At 60.4% G+C, this 19,075-nt stretch carries 21 protein-coding genes; 9 read left to right on the forward strand and 12 right to left on the reverse strand.

Going from position 1 to position 19,075, the window contains the following annotated elements; all coding sequences use genetic code 11:
• Positions 1 to 806: 806 nt before the first annotated feature.
• The 4 genes from KJJ24_RS05885 to pstC all read right to left on the reverse strand — a co-directional run bounded on the left by KJJ24_RS05885 (position 807) and on the right by pstC (position 3,868).
• Positions 807 to 1,064, reverse strand: a complete 258-nt coding sequence (locus tag KJJ24_RS05885) for a hypothetical protein (protein ID WP_250544948.1) — start codon at positions 1,062 to 1,064, stop codon at positions 807 to 809.
• Positions 1,065 to 1,127: 63 nt separating this feature from the next.
• Positions 1,128 to 1,952, reverse strand: a complete 825-nt coding sequence (gene pstB / locus KJJ24_RS05890) for a phosphate ABC transporter ATP-binding protein PstB (RefSeq protein WP_214342378.1) — start codon at positions 1,950 to 1,952, stop codon at positions 1,128 to 1,130.
• A 45-nt stretch (positions 1,953 to 1,997) separates the two neighbouring features.
• On the reverse strand, positions 1,998 to 2,906 hold the full coding sequence (pstA, locus tag KJJ24_RS05895) for a phosphate ABC transporter permease PstA (RefSeq protein ID WP_214342382.1): 909 nt from the start codon (positions 2,904 to 2,906) through the stop codon (positions 1,998 to 2,000).
• 5 nt (positions 2,907 to 2,911) lie between these two features.
• Positions 2,912 to 3,868, reverse strand: coding sequence for a phosphate ABC transporter permease subunit PstC (pstC, locus tag KJJ24_RS05900; protein WP_214342385.1), 957 nt, complete (start codon positions 3,866 to 3,868; stop codon positions 2,912 to 2,914).
• A 178-nt stretch (positions 3,869 to 4,046) separates the two neighbouring features.
• On the opposite strand from pstC, the gene KJJ24_RS05905 reads away from it, so the two are divergent.
• Positions 4,047 to 5,084 carry a PstS family phosphate ABC transporter substrate-binding protein gene (locus tag KJJ24_RS05905; RefSeq protein ID WP_250545001.1) on the forward strand — a complete coding sequence of 346 codons (1,038 nt, stop codon included), beginning with the start codon at positions 4,047 to 4,049 and terminating at the stop codon, positions 5,082 to 5,084.
• Between the two features lie 353 nt (positions 5,085 to 5,437).
• Here the strand turns inward: KJJ24_RS05905 and KJJ24_RS05910 are convergent, their stop codons facing one another.
• From KJJ24_RS05910 to KJJ24_RS05920, 3 genes are all read right to left on the reverse strand, one after another.
• On the reverse strand, positions 5,438 to 6,181 hold the full coding sequence (locus KJJ24_RS05910; protein ID WP_214342388.1) for a winged helix-turn-helix domain-containing protein: 744 nt from the start codon (positions 6,179 to 6,181) through the stop codon (positions 5,438 to 5,440).
• 84 nt (positions 6,182 to 6,265) lie between these two features.
• Entirely contained in the window at positions 6,266 to 7,243 is a 978-nt protein-coding gene (gene pstS / locus KJJ24_RS05915) for a phosphate ABC transporter substrate-binding protein PstS (protein WP_214342391.1), read from the reverse strand.
• Positions 7,244 to 7,460: 217 nt separating this feature from the next.
• Positions 7,461 to 7,811 (reverse strand): helix-turn-helix transcriptional regulator, encoded by a 351-nt coding sequence (locus tag KJJ24_RS05920; RefSeq protein WP_214342394.1) that lies wholly within the window; start codon positions 7,809 to 7,811, stop codon positions 7,461 to 7,463.
• Positions 7,812 to 7,856: 45 nt separating this feature from the next.
• Here KJJ24_RS05920 and KJJ24_RS05925 point away from each other — a divergent pair, with 45 nt between their 5' ends.
• From KJJ24_RS05925 to KJJ24_RS05945, 5 genes are all read left to right on the forward strand, one after another.
• Positions 7,857 to 8,882 carry an ArsJ-associated glyceraldehyde-3-phosphate dehydrogenase gene (locus KJJ24_RS05925; protein WP_214342403.1) on the forward strand — a complete coding sequence of 342 codons (1,026 nt, stop codon included), beginning with the start codon at positions 7,857 to 7,859 and terminating at the stop codon, positions 8,880 to 8,882.
• Entirely contained in the window at positions 8,882 to 10,120 is a 1,239-nt protein-coding gene (gene arsJ / locus KJJ24_RS05930) for an organoarsenical effux MFS transporter ArsJ (RefSeq protein ID WP_214342405.1), read from the forward strand. Before KJJ24_RS05925 ends, arsJ begins: the two co-directional genes overlap by 1 nt.
• A 63-nt stretch (positions 10,121 to 10,183) precedes the next feature.
• Complete coding sequence (locus KJJ24_RS05935) at positions 10,184 to 10,405, forward strand: hypothetical protein (RefSeq protein ID WP_214342408.1); 222 nt, start codon at positions 10,184 to 10,186, stop codon at positions 10,403 to 10,405.
• A 330-nt stretch (positions 10,406 to 10,735) separates the two neighbouring features.
• Complete coding sequence (locus tag KJJ24_RS05940) at positions 10,736 to 10,936, forward strand: hypothetical protein (RefSeq protein ID WP_250544949.1); 201 nt, start codon at positions 10,736 to 10,738, stop codon at positions 10,934 to 10,936.
• 362 nt (positions 10,937 to 11,298) lie between these two features.
• Positions 11,299 to 13,476, forward strand: coding sequence for a beta-glucosidase (locus KJJ24_RS05945; protein ID WP_250544950.1), 2,178 nt, complete (start codon positions 11,299 to 11,301; stop codon positions 13,474 to 13,476).
• On the opposite strand, the gene KJJ24_RS05950 is transcribed toward KJJ24_RS05945, so the two are convergent.
• The 3 genes from KJJ24_RS05950 to KJJ24_RS05960 are packed head-to-tail and all read right to left on the reverse strand — an operon-like array spanning position 13,445 to position 15,693.
• Positions 13,445 to 13,963, reverse strand: coding sequence for a hypothetical protein (locus tag KJJ24_RS05950; protein WP_214342414.1), 519 nt, complete (start codon positions 13,961 to 13,963; stop codon positions 13,445 to 13,447). The genes KJJ24_RS05945 and KJJ24_RS05950 overlap by 32 nt on opposite strands.
• Positions 13,963 to 15,072, reverse strand: coding sequence for a glycosyltransferase family 2 protein (locus KJJ24_RS05955; protein WP_250544952.1), 1,110 nt, complete (start codon positions 15,070 to 15,072; stop codon positions 13,963 to 13,965). The genes KJJ24_RS05950 and KJJ24_RS05955 overlap by 1 nt, the downstream gene beginning before the upstream one ends.
• A gap of 48 nt (positions 15,073 to 15,120) precedes the next feature.
• Positions 15,121 to 15,693: an alpha/beta hydrolase gene (locus KJJ24_RS05960; protein WP_214343379.1), complete on the reverse strand. Its 573-nt coding sequence runs from the start codon at positions 15,691 to 15,693 to the stop codon at positions 15,121 to 15,123.
• 246 nt (positions 15,694 to 15,939) lie between these two features.
• Here KJJ24_RS05960 and KJJ24_RS05965 point away from each other — a divergent pair, with 246 nt between their 5' ends.
• Complete coding sequence (locus KJJ24_RS05965) at positions 15,940 to 17,559, forward strand: hypothetical protein (RefSeq protein WP_214342416.1); 1,620 nt, start codon at positions 15,940 to 15,942, stop codon at positions 17,557 to 17,559.
• 13 nt (positions 17,560 to 17,572) lie between these two features.
• Here the strand turns inward: KJJ24_RS05965 and KJJ24_RS05970 are convergent, their stop codons facing one another.
• A complete protein-coding gene (locus KJJ24_RS05970) occupies positions 17,573 to 17,908 on the reverse strand; it encodes a hypothetical protein (protein ID WP_250544953.1) in 336 nt (111 codons plus the stop codon).
• A 44-nt stretch (positions 17,909 to 17,952) separates the two neighbouring features.
• Positions 17,953 to 18,474 (reverse strand): hypothetical protein, encoded by a 522-nt coding sequence (locus KJJ24_RS05975; protein ID WP_214342420.1) that lies wholly within the window; start codon positions 18,472 to 18,474, stop codon positions 17,953 to 17,955.
• 124 nt (positions 18,475 to 18,598) lie between these two features.
• Between KJJ24_RS05975 and KJJ24_RS05980 the strand changes: the two genes are divergently transcribed.
• Positions 18,599 to 18,817 (forward strand): CP12 domain-containing protein, encoded by a 219-nt coding sequence (locus tag KJJ24_RS05980; RefSeq protein WP_214342423.1) that lies wholly within the window; start codon positions 18,599 to 18,601, stop codon positions 18,815 to 18,817.
• A 3-nt stretch (positions 18,818 to 18,820) separates the two neighbouring features.
• Positions 18,821 to 19,048: a DUF3136 domain-containing protein gene (locus KJJ24_RS05985; protein WP_214342426.1), complete on the forward strand. Its 228-nt coding sequence runs from the start codon at positions 18,821 to 18,823 to the stop codon at positions 19,046 to 19,048.
• Positions 19,049 to 19,075 lie beyond the last annotated feature (27 nt).

Consider the following 19,075-nt stretch of genomic DNA (forward strand, 5'->3'; position numbering starts at 1 on the left):
CACCGGGCCTTTGGTGAGCGTGGCAAGGCCGAGGGCTACCCAGCTGAACCACCAGGGGATTCGGGCGTTCACCAGCCGCCACCAGGAGCTGATCATCGCCAGAGCCACCAAAGCAGTGAGCAGGCTGTCGCTTACGCCAATACGGCTCCACAGCATCACCAGCGGGCTCAGCCCGAAGCACAACACCGCCGGTAGCCATAACCCCTCAGGTCGCTGCAGATAGCGGCGCTCCCACCACGCCATCAGGAGAGCCAACAGCGCCACCACGCCGGTGGAGGCAACAGCAGACAGAAGGCAGAGCAGCAGCCCAGGATCCCAACGGATCCCAGCTGGTGTGGACGGGGAGGCTGTAGAGGACAGCCATCAACCAATACACCAAAGGGGGTTTGTCGTATCGGGGTAAACCGTTCACGTGCGGTATCAGCCAATCGCCGGTGCGCGCCATGGTTCGAGCCGATGCAGCAAACAGCGGCGGGGTTTCATCAACCAGGCCCACGGAGCCCAGATCAACGACAAACAAAACAACACCGATCGCTACCGCTGCGATCGTTACGGCCCAATAGGGCCAACACTTAGGGCTGCGCAACGATCAAAGGACGCAAACGAGAGTGAATGTCACCTGTGACCACGCTGGCAAAGCCAAATCCCTGGCTAAGTGCTACAGCATGAATCATGGCAGCAACAGATAACGCAACCAGCAGACGGCATGAATCTGACATGGGAGCTAATCCTAACGATTGGCCAGGCCAAGTTTGAGGCCAATCAACAGAAGCAACAACCACGGAAGGCTGTAGCCAGCCTTACATTCAATCAAACAGGGTTGAACGGCTGCCGCGTAACATCTTCCAGAGTTGCTTGATTTCATCATAAGCCGCTTCCTGGGAGATCTTGCCATTTCCCTGAAGCCCAACAATCAAGCCAACACGGTCGGCAAATTGCTCGAGGTTTTGATGAAAAGCAAGGCGCTCAGGCGACCAGTCGTCGCCTCGGTAATGGCTAAAGCCCTCGAGAGGAGACTGGGTACCTGCATCCCTCTCGGGGGAGGGATCAGAGGAATCGATCACTGCAGATTGTTGTACGGTTGAATAACGCTAGCGAGCACGACGGGAGCTTGAGGTTCAGAATGATCAACCAAACCGACCAGAGACATAGTCTTGAGTGGCTTGCTGACTGGGAGCATTAAAGATGGTCTCCGTTTCAGCAAATTCCTCAAGGCAGCCCACCTTGCCATCGCCATCAGCTTTGGGCGTCACATTAAAAAAGCCTGTCAGGTCGCTGACACGAACGGCCTGCTGCATGTTGTGGGTCACGATCACGATCGTGTAGCTCTTCTTGAGTTCATGCATCATCTCCTCGATTTTGAGTGTAGAGATGGGGTCAAGTGCCGAGCAGGGCTCGTCCATCAAGATCACCTCCGGCTCAATTGCAATGGCCCTCGCAATGCATAGGCGCTGTTGCTGGCCACCGGATAGGGCATAGCCACTTTCCTTGAGTTTGTCTTTGGTTTCATCCCAGATGGCGGCCTTGCGGAGAGAACGCTCGACCAATTCATCCATGTCACCGCGGTAGCCATTGATGCGAGCGCCAAAGGCGATGTTTTCGTAGATGCTCTTAGGGAAGGGGTTGGGCTTCTGAAACACCATGCCGATGCGCCTACGCACTTCCACCGGATCCACCTGGGGCGCGTAAAGGTCCTGACCATCAAAGATCACACGACCCTTGAGCGTGCAGCCATCGATCAAGTCATTCATGCGATTGAGCGCACGCAAGACAGTGCTCTTGCCGCAGCCGGATGGACCAATGAACGCTGTGACTTTGCCGCGAGGAATCTGCATGTAGACGCCCTTGACAGCTTCATTGCCGCCGTAGCTAATGCCCACATTCTCGAGTTCCATGCAGAAGCCTGGACTGGCTTGCTGCATGCGAGATGGGGAAGGCATGGAGGTGGTCATGATGAGTGATTGGTGAAGGAGCTCAGGAAACGGATAGACAAAGAATCAGGCGCGGGTAAAACGTCCCACCCAACGTGCAAAGAGGTTGGCGCCCAGGATCATCACCACCAGCACAAACGAAGCCGCCCATGCCAGAGCGTTCTGAGCTTCGTAAGGCATGATCGCGAAGTTAAAGATCAGCACCGACATGGTGGCGATCGGGTTGAACACTCCCTCAGGCCAGAAGGGTGAAAACAAGGCGGTGAAAATCAGTGGCGCCGTTTCACCAGCAGCTCGGGCGATACCGAGCACGACACCGGTCGCAATGGGAGTGAAGGCAGCGGGCAGGGTGATGCGCGTGATCGTGACAAATCTGGAGGCACCGATCCCGATAGCGCCCCAACGCAACTCTTGAGGCACAAGCTTGAGCGCCTCATCCGTGGTTTTGATCACCGTGGGCAGCATCAGGACCGACAGAGCAATTCCGCCGGCCATAGCGCTGTAACTCTGACCAAAAAAGATGCGGGTGCTCACCACCAGGCCGTAGATGAACACGCCACAAATGATCGATGGCACACCAGCCAACACGTTCGTGCCGAAACGCACGAACTGGGCGAACCAGCCCGACCTTGAATATTCAGCCAAGTAAATGCCGCCACCCACTCCAACGGGGATCGCCACAAGGCTGGCAATCAGGGTGACCACAACAGTGCCGAGGATGGCATTGCCAATGCCGCCGCCATCGAGACCGGGAGGAGGCGGCAGATCGGTGAGCAGCTGGGCACTAATCAGAGAGCCACCCTTAATGAGCACATAGGCCAACACAAGCACCAGAGGGATCACCGCTATCACGGCGAAGAAAGCAGCCAACAAGCTGAAGAAGCTGTTCCAGCGGTTGCGGGGCAAAGAGGCGCGGAAGTGGAGAGAGCGGCCGAGGCTGGTGGACCCAGGAGCGGGAGTTGCGGAGAGTGCCATCGGAGTCAGCTGTATTTGAGGCTCAGGCGGCGCACGATCCACTGCGCCAACACATTCACGAGCAAGGTGAGCAGCATCAGCACAAAGGCCGCATACATCAACGCCGATACCTGAAAACCATCGGCCTCGCCGAACTGGTTGGCCAACATCGATGAGATGGTGTTGCCCGGTGCCAACAGGCTCCAACTGAAGTTGTTGGAGTTGCCGATAATCATTGTGACAGCCATGGTTTCTCCCATGGCACGGCCCAGAGCCAACATCACACCACCGGTGATTCCTGAAACGGCCGCCGGCAACATCACCTGAAGAATCGCGCCCCAACGGGTGGTGCCAACGCCATAGGCGGCCTGGCGCAGCTCGGGGGGCACCTGCTGCAGCGAATCCCGGGAGATGGCCGTGATGATCGGCAGGATCATCACCACCAAGATCAAGATGGCTGGTGCCATGCCTGGCCCCAACGGCACCGTGGAGAAGAACGGCAGCCAGCCGAGGAACTGATGCAACACATCCAGACCGGGCCGAATAAAGGGCTCCATCACGAAGATGGCCCACAGGCCCAGGACCACAGAAGGTATGGCCGCCAGCAGCTCCACCATGATTCCGAGCACCTGACGCACCCGAAGGGGAATCAGGTTTTCGGTGATGAAGATGGCCGTACCCACACCGAGGGGCACCGCGATCACCAGGGCAAGAATCGACGTGACGATCGTGCCGTAGATGGCTGTGAAAGCTCCGTAGGTATCGCCGGCTGGATCCCAGTCGGAAATCACCAAAAAGCGGAGGCCGAAACGGGCCATCGCCTCACGCGATCCAGACAACACGGTGAGCAGGATGCCGAGCAGCACCAGGCCCACAAGCGAAGCCAAAACGATGGAGAGCTGGCGGAAGCCCTGATCCACCAGCTTTTCCTGAGGGGGTCGCCGCCTCAGCTCAAATAAATCTGTTGATTCAGAGGCCGCCATGGATCGGTAAACCCTTGACACCACGGTCTCACGCAATTCCGCGGAGTCGCTTAAGGCGTGGTTAAGGAGTCAGGCGGAAGCGTTTATGGTTCAGCCGCGATCAACCAAGCATTAACCAACGCTTAAACAGCGGCACCGTGGGTGGAAGCAAAGTGGGATCACATCAAGCGTGATCGATGTGATCGCCCGTCGCTTTGGCCCGATTGCTGCGCTCGTCCTTGCGCCCCTGCTCGTTGTTGGACAAGCTAACGCTCAGAGCAACAATCAACCCAGCAGCACGATCCTGATTTCGGGCTCAAGCACCGTTTATCCATTCAGCCAGGCGGCCATTAAGGCCTATGCCCCCCGAACCCGGAAGGGGGTGAGCTTCGCCGCAAAACCTATTGGCAGCAGTGCCGGCTTGCGCCAGTTCTGTGGCAAAAGCATTGTGATCGCTGCAGCATCCAGACCGATCAACAGCAAGGAGATCGCCAGCTGCAAAGCCAATGGGGTGAGCTTTCTCGAGCTGCCCATTGCTTTTGATGCGATCACGGTGGTGGTGAACCCAGCCAACAGCTTTGCCAAGAGCATCAGCACCGCACAGCTGCGAACGCTTTGGAGCAAGGCCGCTCAAGGCAACGTGATGCGCTGGAACCAGGTGAATCCAAGCTGGCCCAACAGGCCGATCCGGCTGTGCGGGCCAGGCAAGGATTCAGGCACCTACGACACCTTCAACAAGGCCATCAACGGCAGCGAGACCAATTCCAGGCAGGACTACACCGCCAGCGAAGACGACAATGTGCTGGTGAAGTGTGTCGCCAGCGATCCCAATGCCTTGGGCTACTTCGGTTTCGACTACTACCAAGCCAACCGTCAATCGCTACGGGCGCTAGCCGTGAGTGGCTTGCGCGGCAGCGTGATCCCAAGCGTGAGTGCCGTACAGGGCTCTCGCTACTTACCCCTGTCACGGCCTCTGTTTTTCTATGTGAATGACCAAGCCCTCAAAAGCAATCAGGCGCTGCGCTCAATGATCGTGGCCACCCTTGAGCAGGGTGTGAAGGTGTCGCAAAAAGCCGGTGTGATTCCTCTTCAGGATTCCACGTATCGGTTGGTGCTGAACAAGCTTTATCGCAATGTGCTCGGCAGCGCCTTTGGCGGCAACCTACCGATCGGGCTCACGGTTGGCCAAGTGCTGGAACGCAGCTTTGATGAACACAAGCGACCTCAATTCCGCTAGCCGGCTCTGCATGTGCCCTGCGCGACATTTCGACGCAGAACCGGGGCAATCTGTACCCATGGATACCAGCATCAACCATCGGCGCCCTAGGTTGTTCGAATTGACACGCAAGCAATGTTAGTGAAAACCGGTTTGGGGAGCATCAGCTTCGTGGCTGGTTGCTGTTGGGTGAATTCGGTAGTCCAGCCTCCTCCTTGCCAATCGCAATCCCATGACCAATCCAGAGCAAACGCCTCCAGCGCTGGTGCCAACCAGCGCTGGAGACCAGAACAACAGGGCTGAGCCGAAAGGCTCCGATCCTTGTGATGAAGCGATGATCTCCAGGCAGCGCCAGCGCTACTTGGCTTCACTGCTCAGCGATCAGGAGCCGCAAAGCGATAGCCAATACCGCGAACAGTAACGAACATCGAGGGCTTCCCTGGTTGATCCAGCTTGCGGCGCAACCAGAGCACATGCACATCCACACTTTTGTTGTTGCCGCCATAATCAGGCCCCCACACCTGCTCGATCAGCTGATCACGGCTTAGGGCTCGGCCCGGTTGAAGCATGAAACATTCCAGCAATCGGTATTCCCTGGGAGTGAGCGAGACCTCATTGCCATCGTTAACAACACGGCACTGATCGCGAAAGAGCTCAATCCGCCCGGCCCGCAGCACAGAACCAGTCTCGGCGGCGCGCGAGATCTGCTCCATGCGCTTCAACCGCCGCAGGATCGCCCGGCAGCGAGCCACGCATTCAGGGAGGCCGCAGGGACGGGCCAGAACATCATCGGCACCACCATCCAGCAGCTTGGCGCGTTCGTCTGCACTGGCCGCATCAGCAAGGAGCAGCAGCGGCGTGAGTGGATCACGGCGATTGAAGCCCTTGATGAAAGCCAATGTGGCTTCAAGATCATGGCGATCACTAGGAAGATGCAAAACCCACAGCGAGGGACGCTTGTCTTTGGGTGCATCGCTGAGCAATTGCCTCAGCTGCTGGGGCACCGGCTGCTGCTCCACACGAAATCCTTCCTGCTCCAAGGCGAGATGAAGCTGATCCCGCCAAGAGGGATCATCGGCAACAAGCCGGATTAACGCAGGCTGAGCGGCGGCAGCCATCGACACACGGTCAGAGTTGGGGGATTTGGGGACAAAAAAGGGGGGCTCATCAAGCCCCCGGGTAGGTTTCAGATGGATCGGTGATCAGGAACCGATCTTGGCCACCGCAGCCTTGGCACGGTTCAAGATGTCTCCCTTCAGCGGCACATAGCCCAGGCCACTGGCTTGGCTTTGAGCGGGGCCAAGCAGGTAAAGCATGGCTTCACGGATCTTGCCGGCTTTGGCTCCGTTGCCCTTCTGGTAGGCCAGGATCCAGGTGAGGGTGGAGATGGGATAGCTGGCTGCACCGGCGGGATTGGGATCCTCACCCGCGAGTTGGGCATTCAGCTTGATGTTGTTCAGCGCGGCAGCACCGCTGGCCTCAGTGGGAAGCACGTACTTGCCGGCTTTGTTTTGCAGAGCTGCGGCCTGCAGCTTGCCCTTCACATAGCTCTGGTTCACGTAGCCGATGGCACCAGGGGTGTTGTTGAGAACACCAGCGACACCCTCATTACCCTTGCCGCCCACACCGACAGGCCACTTCACACTCTTGCCCTCGCCCACCTTGCTCTTCCACTCAGGGGAGAACGCGCTCAGGGAGTTGGTGAAGGCGAAGGTGGTGCCAGAACCGTCAGAACGATGCGCCACGGTGATGGGGCCTTTGCCGCACTTGAGCTGATCCCAGGTTTTGATCTTGCCCAGGAAGATATCAACAGCCTGCTTCTGGCTCAGCTTGAGACCTTTGCAATCAGACTTGTTGTAAGCGATGGCGATGGTGCCGCCCACCGCAGGGAACTGCACCACACCACGGCTCACCTTGGCGGCTTCAGACGCTTTGATCGGCTCATCAGTGGCACCGAAATCCACAGTGCCGGCCACGTACTGACGGACGCCAGCGCCGGATCCCACCGACTGATAGTTCACTTTGACGCCCTTGGAGGCGGCACCGGCGAAAGCGCGCTGGTAGAAGGGGGCCGGGAAGGATGCACCGGCGCCATTGATCACACTTTGTGCTGAGGCTGCAGCAGCAACACCCAGCGTGGAAAGAACACCAATGGAGAGAACCTTCTTCGCGAAGGACATTGAAGGCAACCGAACAGGAGCTCCCAACGTCTAAGCAGCCGCTCGAGCCTGGCGGTTAGCAATGGGTTAAGAGACCATGAAGTGTTGGTTGTGAACCACACAACTTGGTGCGCAGGATTACCAGGAGGCGCACCCTGGGGCCATGCTGAGGCGAAATCCGGCCGCGCTTCCGTGCCAGCAAAGCCCTCGCGAACGGCAGGTTGCTAATGCAGCGGATTCAACAACAGGGCGCAGCAGGGATCGTGCAACGGGAGGCCAACCCTCCTAGCCAAGCCCGCAAGGCCTCCAGGGCTTTGGGCTCAAGGCTGTAGTAAACCCAGCGGCCATCTTCGCGGGCGTTGAGCAGGCCAGCCTCCTTCAGCACCTTGAGGTGAAACGACAACTTCGACTGCGCCATGGACAGCTCGGAAGTGAGCTCACACACACAACGCTCTCCGCCGCCAAGCACCTCGATCAATTGGAGCCGGATCGGCTCGGCCAATGCCTTCAACATCAAGCGCGCATGGTCTGCCGTGAGCGGCGCGAGGGCGACGGACACGTGAGCTGGAACACATGACTGATCAACCATAGTTGATTTAGCTTGAAGCCTCGCGCAGCCCTCATTCCAGCAGCCATGAAAATCGGCATCAATGGCTTTGGCCGCATCGGCCGCCTGGTGTTTCGGGCCCTGTGGGGCAGGCCCGGCATTGAGCTGGTGCACGTGAACGACAACGGTGGCGATGCAGCCACCGCTGCACACCTTCTGGCCTTCGATTCCGTGCATGGGCGCTGGCACGAGCAGGTGCAGGCCAACACGCATGGCTTCCTGGTGGGTAACCGGCCAGTCAGCACAAGCTGTGAAAGCGATCCAACGGCGGTGCCTTGGAAGAAAGCAGGGGTGGAGCTCGTGCTCGAGTGCAGCGGCAAGATCAAAACCCCGGACACACTTCAGCCCTATTTCGATGTGGTGGGGGTGAACCGGGTGCTTGTGGCCTGCCCGGTGAAAGGAAGCATCGCCGGCGCAGAAGCACTCAACATTGTTTATGGCGTGAACCATCACCTTTACGACCCCAATCAGCACCGGCTGATCACGGCCGCCTCGTGCACCACCAACTGCCTGGCACCGGTGGTGAAGGTGGTGCATGAAAACTTCGGCATCCGGCACGGCTCCATCACCACCCTGCACGATGTCACCAACACCCAGGTGGTGGTAGATGGCTTCAAGAGCGATCTACGCCGGGCGCGCTCCTGCATGCAGAGCCTGATCCCCACCACCACGGGATCAGCCAAAGCGATCGGGATGATCTTCCCCGAACTGCAGGGCAAGCTCAACGGCCATGCGGTGCGGGTGCCGCTGCTCAATGCCTCCCTCACCGATGCGGTGTTTGAACTGGAGCAAACGGTGAGCGCAGAGGAGGTGAATGCAGCCTTTGAAACCGCTGCTGGCGGAGATCTGCGGGGGATCCTCGGCTACGAAACCCGGCCGCTGGTGTCGGTGGATTATGTGAACGACAACCGCAGTGCAGTTGTCGATGCCCTGTCCACGATGGTGGTGAATGGCACGCAGCTCAAGGTCTACGCCTGGTACGACAACGAGTGGGGCTACAGCTCCCGCATGGCCGATCTTGCCTGCCATATCGCTCAGCTGGATGCCCGCTGATGCGCTTCCTGTCGTCGCTGCAGCAATACGCCATCGTGACGGCCAATTACTGGGCCTTCACGCTCACAGATGGTGCCCTACGCATGTTGGTGGTGTTCCACTTTCACGCCCTGGGGTATTCCACGCTTGAGATTGCGTTTCTCTTCCTCTTCTACGAGTTCTTCGGCATCCTCACCAATCTCTATGGCGGCTGGCTCGGAGCTCGCTTTGGCCTGAGGCTCACCCTCTGGAGCGGCACCTTGATGCAGGTGGCGGCCCTGCTGATGCTCATCCCGGTGGCCGACACCTGGCCGAAATGGTGGAGCGTGGCCTACGTGATGGTGGCGCAGGCGATCAGCGGCATTGCCAAAGACCTCAACAAGATGAGCGCCAAAAGCGCCATCAAAACCGTGGTGCCGGAAACCCCAGATGACCAAAGCCGCGGGGATGCACAACTGTTCAAGTGGGTGGCCATCCTCACGGGATCCAAGAACGCCCTCAAAGGGGTGGGCTTTTTTCTGGGTGGCCTTCTGCTCACCACAATCGGCTTTAACGCTGCTGTGGCTGCGATGGCCGCAGGCCTGTTCATGGCATTCCTACTCACCCTGGTGCTGCCTGCCGACATCGGCCGGATGAAGCAGAAGCCCACGTTCACAGCGCTCCTGTCCAAGTCCCGCGGAATCAACGTGCTGTCGCTGGCGCGCTTCTTTCTGTTCGGCGCCCGCGATGTGTGGTTTGTGGTGGCCCTACCGGTGTTCCTACAGGCCGCCCTGGGCTGGCGCTTCTGGGAGGTGGGGGGCTTTATGGGTCTGTGGGTGATCGGCTACGGGATCGTGCAGGCCTCAGCGCCAGCGCTGAGGCGCAGCTGGGGTCAAACCAAGCCGCCTGGAGTGTCTGCGGTGGAGTTCTGGAGCGGTGTGCTCACCGCCATTCCGGCACTGATCGCCATCGCTCTCTGGCGTGAGGTGGCCCATCCGGGGATCGCGATCGTGGTGGGCTTGGCAGCCTTCGGCGTGGTGTTTGCCATGAATTCCTCGATCCACAGCTACATGGTGCTGGCCTACACCGATACCGAATCGGTGAGCCTCAACGTGGGCTTCTATTACATGGCCAATGCCGCTGGTCGGCTTCTGGGCACCCTGCTCTCAGGCGCCCTGTTCCTGATGGGGGGAATGCAGGCCTGCCTGTGGATGTCGTGTCTCCTGGTGATCCTCGCCTTCGCGTCCAGCACCAGACTGCCAGCCGTGCATGCGCACTGAAATGCAGCAGCACTACCGTGAATCAATGCATGGAAGATTGCGTAGGATTCGAACACAAAGGGCATGCATTCCTCCTTTGCCAGTGCGATGCCGCGCATCACAATCGCCTTGAACGAGAAAGATCATCGTGCTTTAAAACTGCTTTCACTTCGCGACAGTCGGCGATTAAGCGAACTGATCGATGACGCCATCAAGATCTATCTCACCAGCGCAGGGGGCTACGGATTAAGCATCAGCGAGGCCACCCCTGAGCCAACCGATCGAGGACAGAGTTCGAATGGATAACACGGCACCATGGCCGCCTGATCCAGCCAGGGGGCCACAAAAACTCGAGCTGGAGATTTCATCAGAGCTCGCCGCGTGGCTGGCCAGACAAGCCGAGCAAACGGGTCGATCGGAAGAGGAGCTGATCCTCGAGCTCCTCGACAAGGGCCTGCAAAACTTTTAACGCTGAAGCACTACAGATCCCACCGTTGACCAGCCTGCAAGAAATGCCGACAGGCTCAGGCCAAAGCGAGACATATCAACTTGAAGCATCACAGAACGTGACGTACAAAGCATGGCCGCACCGAGAAAATGAAGACATACTGAAGTTGTTCACCAGTGGAGGGCTCCGTGGCATATGCGAACGAGGCACCAGACAGCCGTCAGGCTTATCGCAGCCGTTCTCCCAAGCGGCTAACCATCACCATTCCATTCACGGTCTTCAGCGCCCTAGAGCAGCGAAGCGCTGAGGAAGGGCGATCCCTCAGCAACCTGGCCGCCTTCCTGTTAGAGCAAGCGCTTCACCCACAGCCATCATCACCATCACCGTGAGACATCAGCGCCAGCCGCTGGGTTTTCGACCATGGCCCTGTTGTTGTTGCGATCGTTTCTCCCAGAGAGAGCATGTGGTGGCAGCGGCTTCAGCCGCTGTCATCGGCTTATGCCAGATCTGACACACTCCTTGCGGGCCGATGGGCGGATGAAAATGCCGACAGGTTTCACAGCTGGTCAATGCAACCTGTCAACACTCCATCCACCACTCTAGAGGCCATCTCGAAGGCTGGCTGCTGGCGCTGAATCATTCCTCAGAGGGCTTCTGAGCGTGTCGAGCGCATTCAGAATCCACTGCCGCAGTGATACAGCAATCTGGTAACAAATCTTGCGGGCCAGATGTATCGCCATAGGGTCTGCACGTGAACAGCATCACCTGCAACATCCAGGCACACGTCGATGCTCTGATCGAGCGGCTCACGGTTCACGAGAAGCTTGGCCTGATCAGCGGATCGACACCGTTTTGGCCAGGCATGGCTGCGATTGCCCTGCGTGATACACCCCATCACCACCCCTGGCCGGCTGGTGTGCTGCCGAGGCTTGGCTTGAAGGGGCTGTGGTTTGTGGATGGCCCACGCGGCGTGGTGCTCCACGGCGGCGCCACCACGTTTCCGGTGGCGATCGCTCGCGGTGCCAGTTGGGATCCAGCGCTGGAGCAGCAGATTGGCGAGGCGATTGGCCGCGAAGCACGCAGCTTCGGTGCCAACTGGGTGGCGGCGGTGTGCGTGAATCTGCTGCGCTTTCCCGGTTGGGGCCGCGCCCAAGAAACCTATGGAGAAGACCCCGTGCATGTGGGCTCCATGGGGGCAGCGATCACGCGCGGCCTGCAGCGCCACTGCGTGGCTTGCGTGAAACACCTGGCCCTCAACTCGATCGACAGCTCGCGCTTTGTGGTGGATGTGGAGATCAACCGCCGGGCCCTGCATGAGCTTTACCTGCCGCAGTTCAAGGCGTGCGTGGACGCCGGTGCCGGATCGGTGATGAGCGCCTACAACCGCGTGAATGGTGAATGGTGCGGCCAACACCACGAGCTACTGGATCAGATCCTCAAGCAGCGCTGGGGGTTTGAGGGGTTGGTAGTGAGCGATTTCATCTTCGGGATCCGCGATGGCGTGAAGGCCCTGCAAGCCGGCCAGGATCTGGAGATGCCCTTTCGCATGGTGTGGGAGAGCTGCCTGGAGCAAGCTCTTGCCGATGGCCGCGTGGCGCCGCAACGCCTGAACGACGCCGTGCGCCGCCAGCTGCAGTTGCAGCTCACGATGCCGCCAGGGGATGCGCCGAGCACCGTGCGCAACAGCCCAGCCCATCGCCGCCTGGCGCGCCAGGCGGCGACCGAATCCATCGTGCTGCTGCGCAACCAGGCCGAGGAGCTGCCCTGGCGAGACCTGCGCTCCTTAGCGGTGATCGGGCCACTGGCCCAAACGGCGAATCTCGGTGATCACGGCTCCTCCGATACCCGGCCGCAGCCAGGGCAGGTGATCACCCCCCTAGAGGGGCTGCGGCAGGCGGCACCGGATCTGCGCCTGCTCAGCAACACCAGTGACAACCCCACCAGCGCCGCTACCACCGCTGCGCAATGCGATGCGGCTCTGGTGGTGGCCGGCCTCGATTGGCGCTTGGAGGGCGAGCACATCCACCCCGGTGACATCGCACCGATCCTGGCGCTGGTGCCGCCGCCGCAGTGGCTGGTGAGACTCTTGGGCCGCAAGCGCCTCCAACCCTGGTGGCCGGCGGTGGGCCGCGCCATGGCCTGGATCACCAGCCACGCCTCGCCGCCGCCGGGGGGGAACTTCGCCAGCGGGGATCGCACTGATCTGCATCTGCCCCCCGATCAGATTGCTTTGATCGAGGCCGTCGCCGCCGCTAATCCCAACACCGTTGTGGCGCTGATGGGCGGCGGAGCGATCCTCACCCAGCCCTGGGATCAGCACGTGGCTGGGCTGCTTCTGCTCTGGTACCCCGGCCAGGAAGGCGGCCATGCCCTGGCAGATGTATTGCTTGGGCATCTGTCCCCCTCGGGGCACTTGCCCTTTGCCATGCCTGCTGATCCGGCGCATCTGCCGAACCTCGAACCGCGAGCCCTGCAGGTGCCCTACGACCTCTGGCATGGCTACCGGCGGTTGCAGCGCGACCAGCACAGCGCCGCATACCCCTTTGGCTTCGGGCTCTCCTACTGCCGCTTTGCCTGGTCTGAACTGAGCCTGAAGCAGAACCAATCGGCCGTGCAGGTGGCGCTGAAGCTGCACAACCAAGGCGCGATGCGTGCCGCTGCGGTGGTGCAGGTGTATCTCGAAGCGCCTGGGCTGCAGCTGGAGCGCCCACCGCGCACACTGGTGGCCTTCCAACGCCTGGAGCTCGCGCGTGGAGAGCAGCGCCGCCTGGAGCTGGTGATCCCCCTACGCCGGCTTGCGGTGTTTGATCCAGCTCAAGACGGCTGGGTGCTGGAGAGCGGCATGCATCGCCTGGTGGTAGCCGAGCACAGTGAGCACACGGCCCTCGCCGGCGAGCTCAGCTTGGAGGGCGGCTGGCTAGAGCGCTGAGGGCAGTCGCTCGACAGACCAGCAACTGCTGCAAACGCAGGCGGTTGTAACGCTGCAACAGCAGACAGGGCAGATTGAACACCGTGGCGAAGAGCAGGTTCAACACCACCCCCGGAGCCGGCAGCCAGAGAACAGTGAGCAGCCACAGGGGCCAAAGAGCCCAGTGCACCAATTCGGCCCTGCGGGTTTCAGCCACCAAGCGCAGCAGGGCCTGGTGATCGCGCCGCGCCAGGCTGGCCTTGGTGATGCCACCGGGCAGGGCATTGCCAGCGTCGGGGATCCAGCGCTTCCAGCGGCGAATCTGTAGGTAGCGCTGATACGCAGCCAACCGTGGGGCCAACGCGGCCGCTGAACCCGCTCCACATGCGGGGCTTAACCAGGCCAGCGGTAGCTGATTGGCGAGCGCTCCCACCAGCAGCGATCCGCCTAGCCAAAGGCCGGCAGAACTGAGCAGCGGCAGCAGGGATGCAGCGCCGACCACCGCCATCAGCGGGTGCTCACGGTGCGTCCCTTCCACTGAACCGAACCGCGCTCAAGATTCACGATCGCCAGCAGGAACACCCCCAGGAAAAACAACACCGGAATCGGAAACACCAGCGGGCTCCAGCGAAAACGTCCCACCCGCTGGGTGATCACGAGCAACTGCACGGCATAGGCCCCGTAGATCACCCCATGGCCCAGGGGATTGGGATCGCCGACCAGCGGCCAGCCCAGGAGCGACGCCGGCAGACACCAGGCCGCCCAGAACAGACCCGACAGCCACAACACCACGGCCAGCATCCAGGGCCAGCGCACTTCTCCAGCCGCCGTGGCGAAGTTTTTATCGAACCCCACCACCAAATCCCCCAACCCGCCGGGATACATGCGGTAAGCGATCTGGCCATCGCCGATGAACGCACTCACCGGCAGGCCTTCCTGCTCATAACAATGGGCCAAGAACCAGTCTTCCACCACCCTGCTGGCCACCGCCTGATGACCGCCGCTGCGCAGGTAGTGGGCGCGACTGGTGGCCATGGCTGGGCCAAAGGCAACGCCGCAGCGAGGCCCAAGTGGCACAGCCATCAACCCCACCAGGTTGAACAACATCGAAAGCTGTTCGTAGAGGCGCTCGGTGCGATGAAACGGCTGCACGGACACCAACCCCCCCAGCCGCTGCTGCTGGGCCACCAGGCTTTCCAACAAGCCAGCCGCCGGCTCGGTATCGGCATCGAGGAACACGAGCACCTCCCCCCCACTGCACTGCACGCCGTGATGCAAAGCCCAGGTTTTGCCGCACCAGCCGGGAGGGAGGGGAGGGGGCTGAACCAGCCGCAAAGGCAACCCGTTTGCGGAGGCTTGGGCAATGGCTGCGGTGCCATCACTGGAGTGATCGTCGATCACGATTACTTCCAGCGGTTGCAGGGTTTGCGCAGCCAAACCCTGCAACAGGTGATGCAGGGTGGCTTCTTCATTGCGGGCGGGGATCAACACCGACACAGACGGTGCGTGCTCCAGGCACAGTGCAGGCAACGGCAACAGATGCCGTGACAACCACCAGCCCAGCAACCAGCGCACCACCACAGAGACACCCAGCCAATCCACTGCGGTGAGCTCCAACCCGTGGACGCAAGTTATGCCCAGTGATCAAGCTGAATCAGGCCTGATTCAGCTCCGCAGCAATTCCTCGACCAAAGGCTGCAAAGCCGCTGGATCCCGCAGCAACTGTGGATGGGTGGCCACCGGCAGGGCGCGAGCTGAACCCACGGGCAGGACGGCACGCCAGCCCGGCAGCACGGCCAAATCAAGGGCCGAATAAAAGCTGTGGCACTCCACGCCGCGCAATCTCTCCAGGTCTGCGTTGAGCTCCTGCAGTAGCGCACTGCCGCATTTGAGATCTGCCAAACCTGGAAACAACCGGCCTGGCCAGGGCTGGGCTGTCCAGGTGCCCTGCTGCGGGCTGCCAAGGCTGATGAAACGGCGGGTCCGCCTCTGGCCACCCAGCTGCTGAATCCAAGTGCGAGCAATCACCCCGCCCATCGAGAAGCCCAGCACATCCACAGGAGCTGAACCCGGCGCCAACGCTTCGATGTGCTGCTGGAGCAGTAGCGCTGCCTCGCGCACCGGGGTGAGCCCGAAGCGCATGGGCAGGGCCGGAAGCAGCAGATCGGGCCGCCGACCAGCCAACAACTGCTGCAACGGGCGAAACACAGCCGGCGTGTCCAGCAGGCCATGCACCAGAACGAGGGGAGGACGCAGGGGCCCCGATCTCCAACTTGTGGTCTCAATTCAAGACCACTGAATCCAGCTGCGCTCGAGGCGCAGCGGTGCGGATCTCCGGCGGGCTGAACCTGTGTCAACGCAACAACATCAACATGCAGCGCTAATCACTATTTAATCGAGCCATAACGACGCATTGATCGATGCATAACCAACGCGGCGACGACTCCCCAGAGGATCCAGCGACGTTCACGCGGATTTGCTGGGATGACCTTCCTGCGACAGCCCAAATCAAGCCTGCAGCTCGGTGGCGCCGAGATCGTGGCCTATGACAAGCAGCGCAACATTGCGGCTGTGAGCACAGGCGGTTCGAGCCTGTCGCTGGTGAGCTACCGCAAAGGCTTCAGCGATCCCAAGGCGATCGCCGAACTGGAGCTTCCTGGCAATGCTCAGAGCGTGGCGATCAATGAAAACGGCCTGATCGCCGTAGCCCTCGCCGTGAATGAACGCAACGACGGCCGCATTCACTTCTATCAACTCGATGGCAAAAGCGCCTCGCCCAAGGGAAGCGTGGCGGTGGGCAACCTGCCCGATTCCATCAGCTTCACGCCCGATGGCAACACGCTGATCAGCGCCAACGAGGGTGAGCCCAACAAGTTCTACGGCACAGACGATGGGGTCGATCCCGAGGGCAGCATCTCGGTCGTGCGCATCGATGCACGCAAGCCGGGCCGCTCCAAGGTGAGCAACCTCGAGTTCGGAAACTACAGCACCGATGAGCTGCGCAGCCGGGGCGTTCGCATCAGCGGGGAGAACCCCACCCCGCTGCAAGACATCGAACCGGAATACGTGAGCATCAGCCCGAACGGCCGCGATGCTTTTATCACTCTCCAGGAAAACAACGCCATCGCCCGCGTTGACATCAAGCGGCGCAAGATCAAGGACATCTTCAGCCAAGGCCTCAAAGACTGGAGCGGCACAGACCTTGACACCACCGACGAAGACAGCACCTATGCCCCAGGCCCGCGCAATGTTGTTGGTCTGCGCATGGCCGACGGCATCGACACCTTCCGGCACAAGGGCAAGACCTACCTGATCACCGCCAATGAAGGGGATGGCCGTGTTCGGCCTGATGACGTGAATTTCGAAGCCCCTCTGGCTGACGGGACGATTTATTCCTACGGAGACAATCTCGCCGATGGCGTTCTAGCCGAAATCGAAGATGAACTCACTGGCGCCAACCTTTACGTCTACGCCGCCCCAGACATCGGCAACCGCGGCAACTTCGATGCCGACCAGGGCGATGAGTTCTTCATCACGTTGAACTATGGACCGGTCAGTGATGATGAATTTTATAGTGACGAAGTTCGCGCCGGCAAGCTGAGCACTGGCGATGGAACTCTGATCAATGAGGGCCGCCTTAAAACGGTGCAAGACGCCAATGATCCGATCACCGGGCTCAAGGGCTTCGGCGGCCGCAGCTTCACCATCTACGACGCCAAGGGCAATTTGGTGTACGACTCCGGCAATCTGCTGGATCAGATCACGAACGCTGCGGGCTTCTACGACGATGACCGCAGCGACGACAAGAGCATCGAACCCGAATCGGTCGTGACAGCCTCCATCCAGGGGCGCCGCTTTGCCTTCATTGGCCTGGAGCGCCCCTACAACCAGGGCGACGCCGATGCGCTGGGCACCTTCATCCCGGTGTTCGAGATCACCAAACCCAACAAGCCCAGCTATGTGGGCGCCTTCAGCTCAGCCGAGTCGCTGTCTCCAGAAGGGCTCAGCTGGGTCGCTGGCGGCAACCGTGGCGGCCATCTGCTGGCGGCCAATGAGGTGAGCGGCAGCCTCGACGCCTTCCGCTTCCATCTGGGAATGCTCTAAGGCGAACCTTGGATTAAGCCGGGTTGAAAAGCTGGCGGATCTCTGGGCTTTTGGCGGGGCAGAGCATGGGGGCGTAGTAGCGAACAGCTGCTGTTTCCACCTGCTCCGCTGTGATGCCGCGGAATTCAATGCCAGCTTGCTCGTATTGCTCGGCCAGCTGCTGCTCCATCAGCTCCGTGCTGCCCCGTTTCCCCACGGTGCTGCACAGGAGGCGGGCATACAGCCGGGCTGCACAACCGGTATGGCCGAAGCGAGTGACACAACTCTGGAGTTCGGGGCTCACCGTTGATGGTAGTGAAGGCAGCGGTGGAGGAAGTTGGGCCTGCGCCGGTGCGACCAAAACAGACACCAACGTCAGAGCCAGGCCCTGATCGGCGCGCAACGGCCCGGTGATCACCGAAAACGCTCCGGCTGGCAACTGCTGAAGCGAGCCACTTCAGCGCTGTTCAAACGGAGTGGGGTTCCGGGAAGCAACAGCTCTGGATGCACCTGGCGCAGGGCCTGGGCTGCCGCCTTGAAGGCTTGAACCGCATCGCGCTGCTTGGCGGCCTGCTCAGCCTCCCAACGCTCGCGCCGTTCGGCCTCCGTGCGGCGCCAGGCATCCACCTCCTGCTCGTACTGATCTTGTTCGCTCTGCTGGTCGTAAATGGTGAGGCGGCGCTGCTCCTCGGGATCCAGTGGCTTGGGAGCAGAGCTGGGCACATACGACTGCTCGCTCACCTGTGCCAACCCTTGCTGAGCGGCTTCAAAACGCCTGAGCAGCTCAGGCAACTGTTGTTGATGGCGCTGGCAAAGGAGCAGAAGCCGTTTCTGCTCAGCCAGACGCTCGCGCTCCTGAGGTGAAGGTGCGTTGGACGTACAGCTCGCCAACAACAGCACAGCCAATAGGGGCAGCAGCCGGAAACGGCGGATCACACGAACCCTTGGGCTTGGTCCACTTTGGCAGGCGACGCCGAACGCTGAGGGGGTTGCCCCCAAATGGGGGTATCGACAGCCTGGTGGCCGCACGTAGCTGTACGAGGCCGATCACACCGCAGTCTTGGAGAACATCGACTCCCACCTGAGCAAACTCAAGGCTGAGCTTGATCAGGCCCGCCAAAACGGCGACAGCGCTCGCATCAACCATCTGGAAGGGGAATTAAAGAACCTCGAGACCTACAAACAGCATCACCCGGACGAGCAGAAGGACCCCTCACCGCTCGAGGTGTACTGCGACCTCAATCCAGAAGCCCCCGAATGCCTCGTCTACGACGACTGAACCATGAGAAGCGAAGCGAGCATCACGATCGGCGAGCTTGAGGCTAACTATCAGCTTTATTGCAAAGCAATGAAGATGTTAATTGCCGAAAAACGCACGCTCAACAAAATTCAACGCACTGTGTGCTGGGCGCGGCTTGAGACGCTGCATCACTGCCTGCCACGTCATTACAAATCGCCGCAGTATCTCTACGCGCAGCTCACACGCCATGAGCAGAAGGTTGCGGCGTGAACCACCGATGACCGTCGTGGAGCGATG

This window comes from Synechococcus sp. LA31, assembly GCF_018502385.1.
GTDB lineage: Bacteria > Cyanobacteriota > Cyanobacteriia > PCC-6307 > Cyanobiaceae > Vulcanococcus.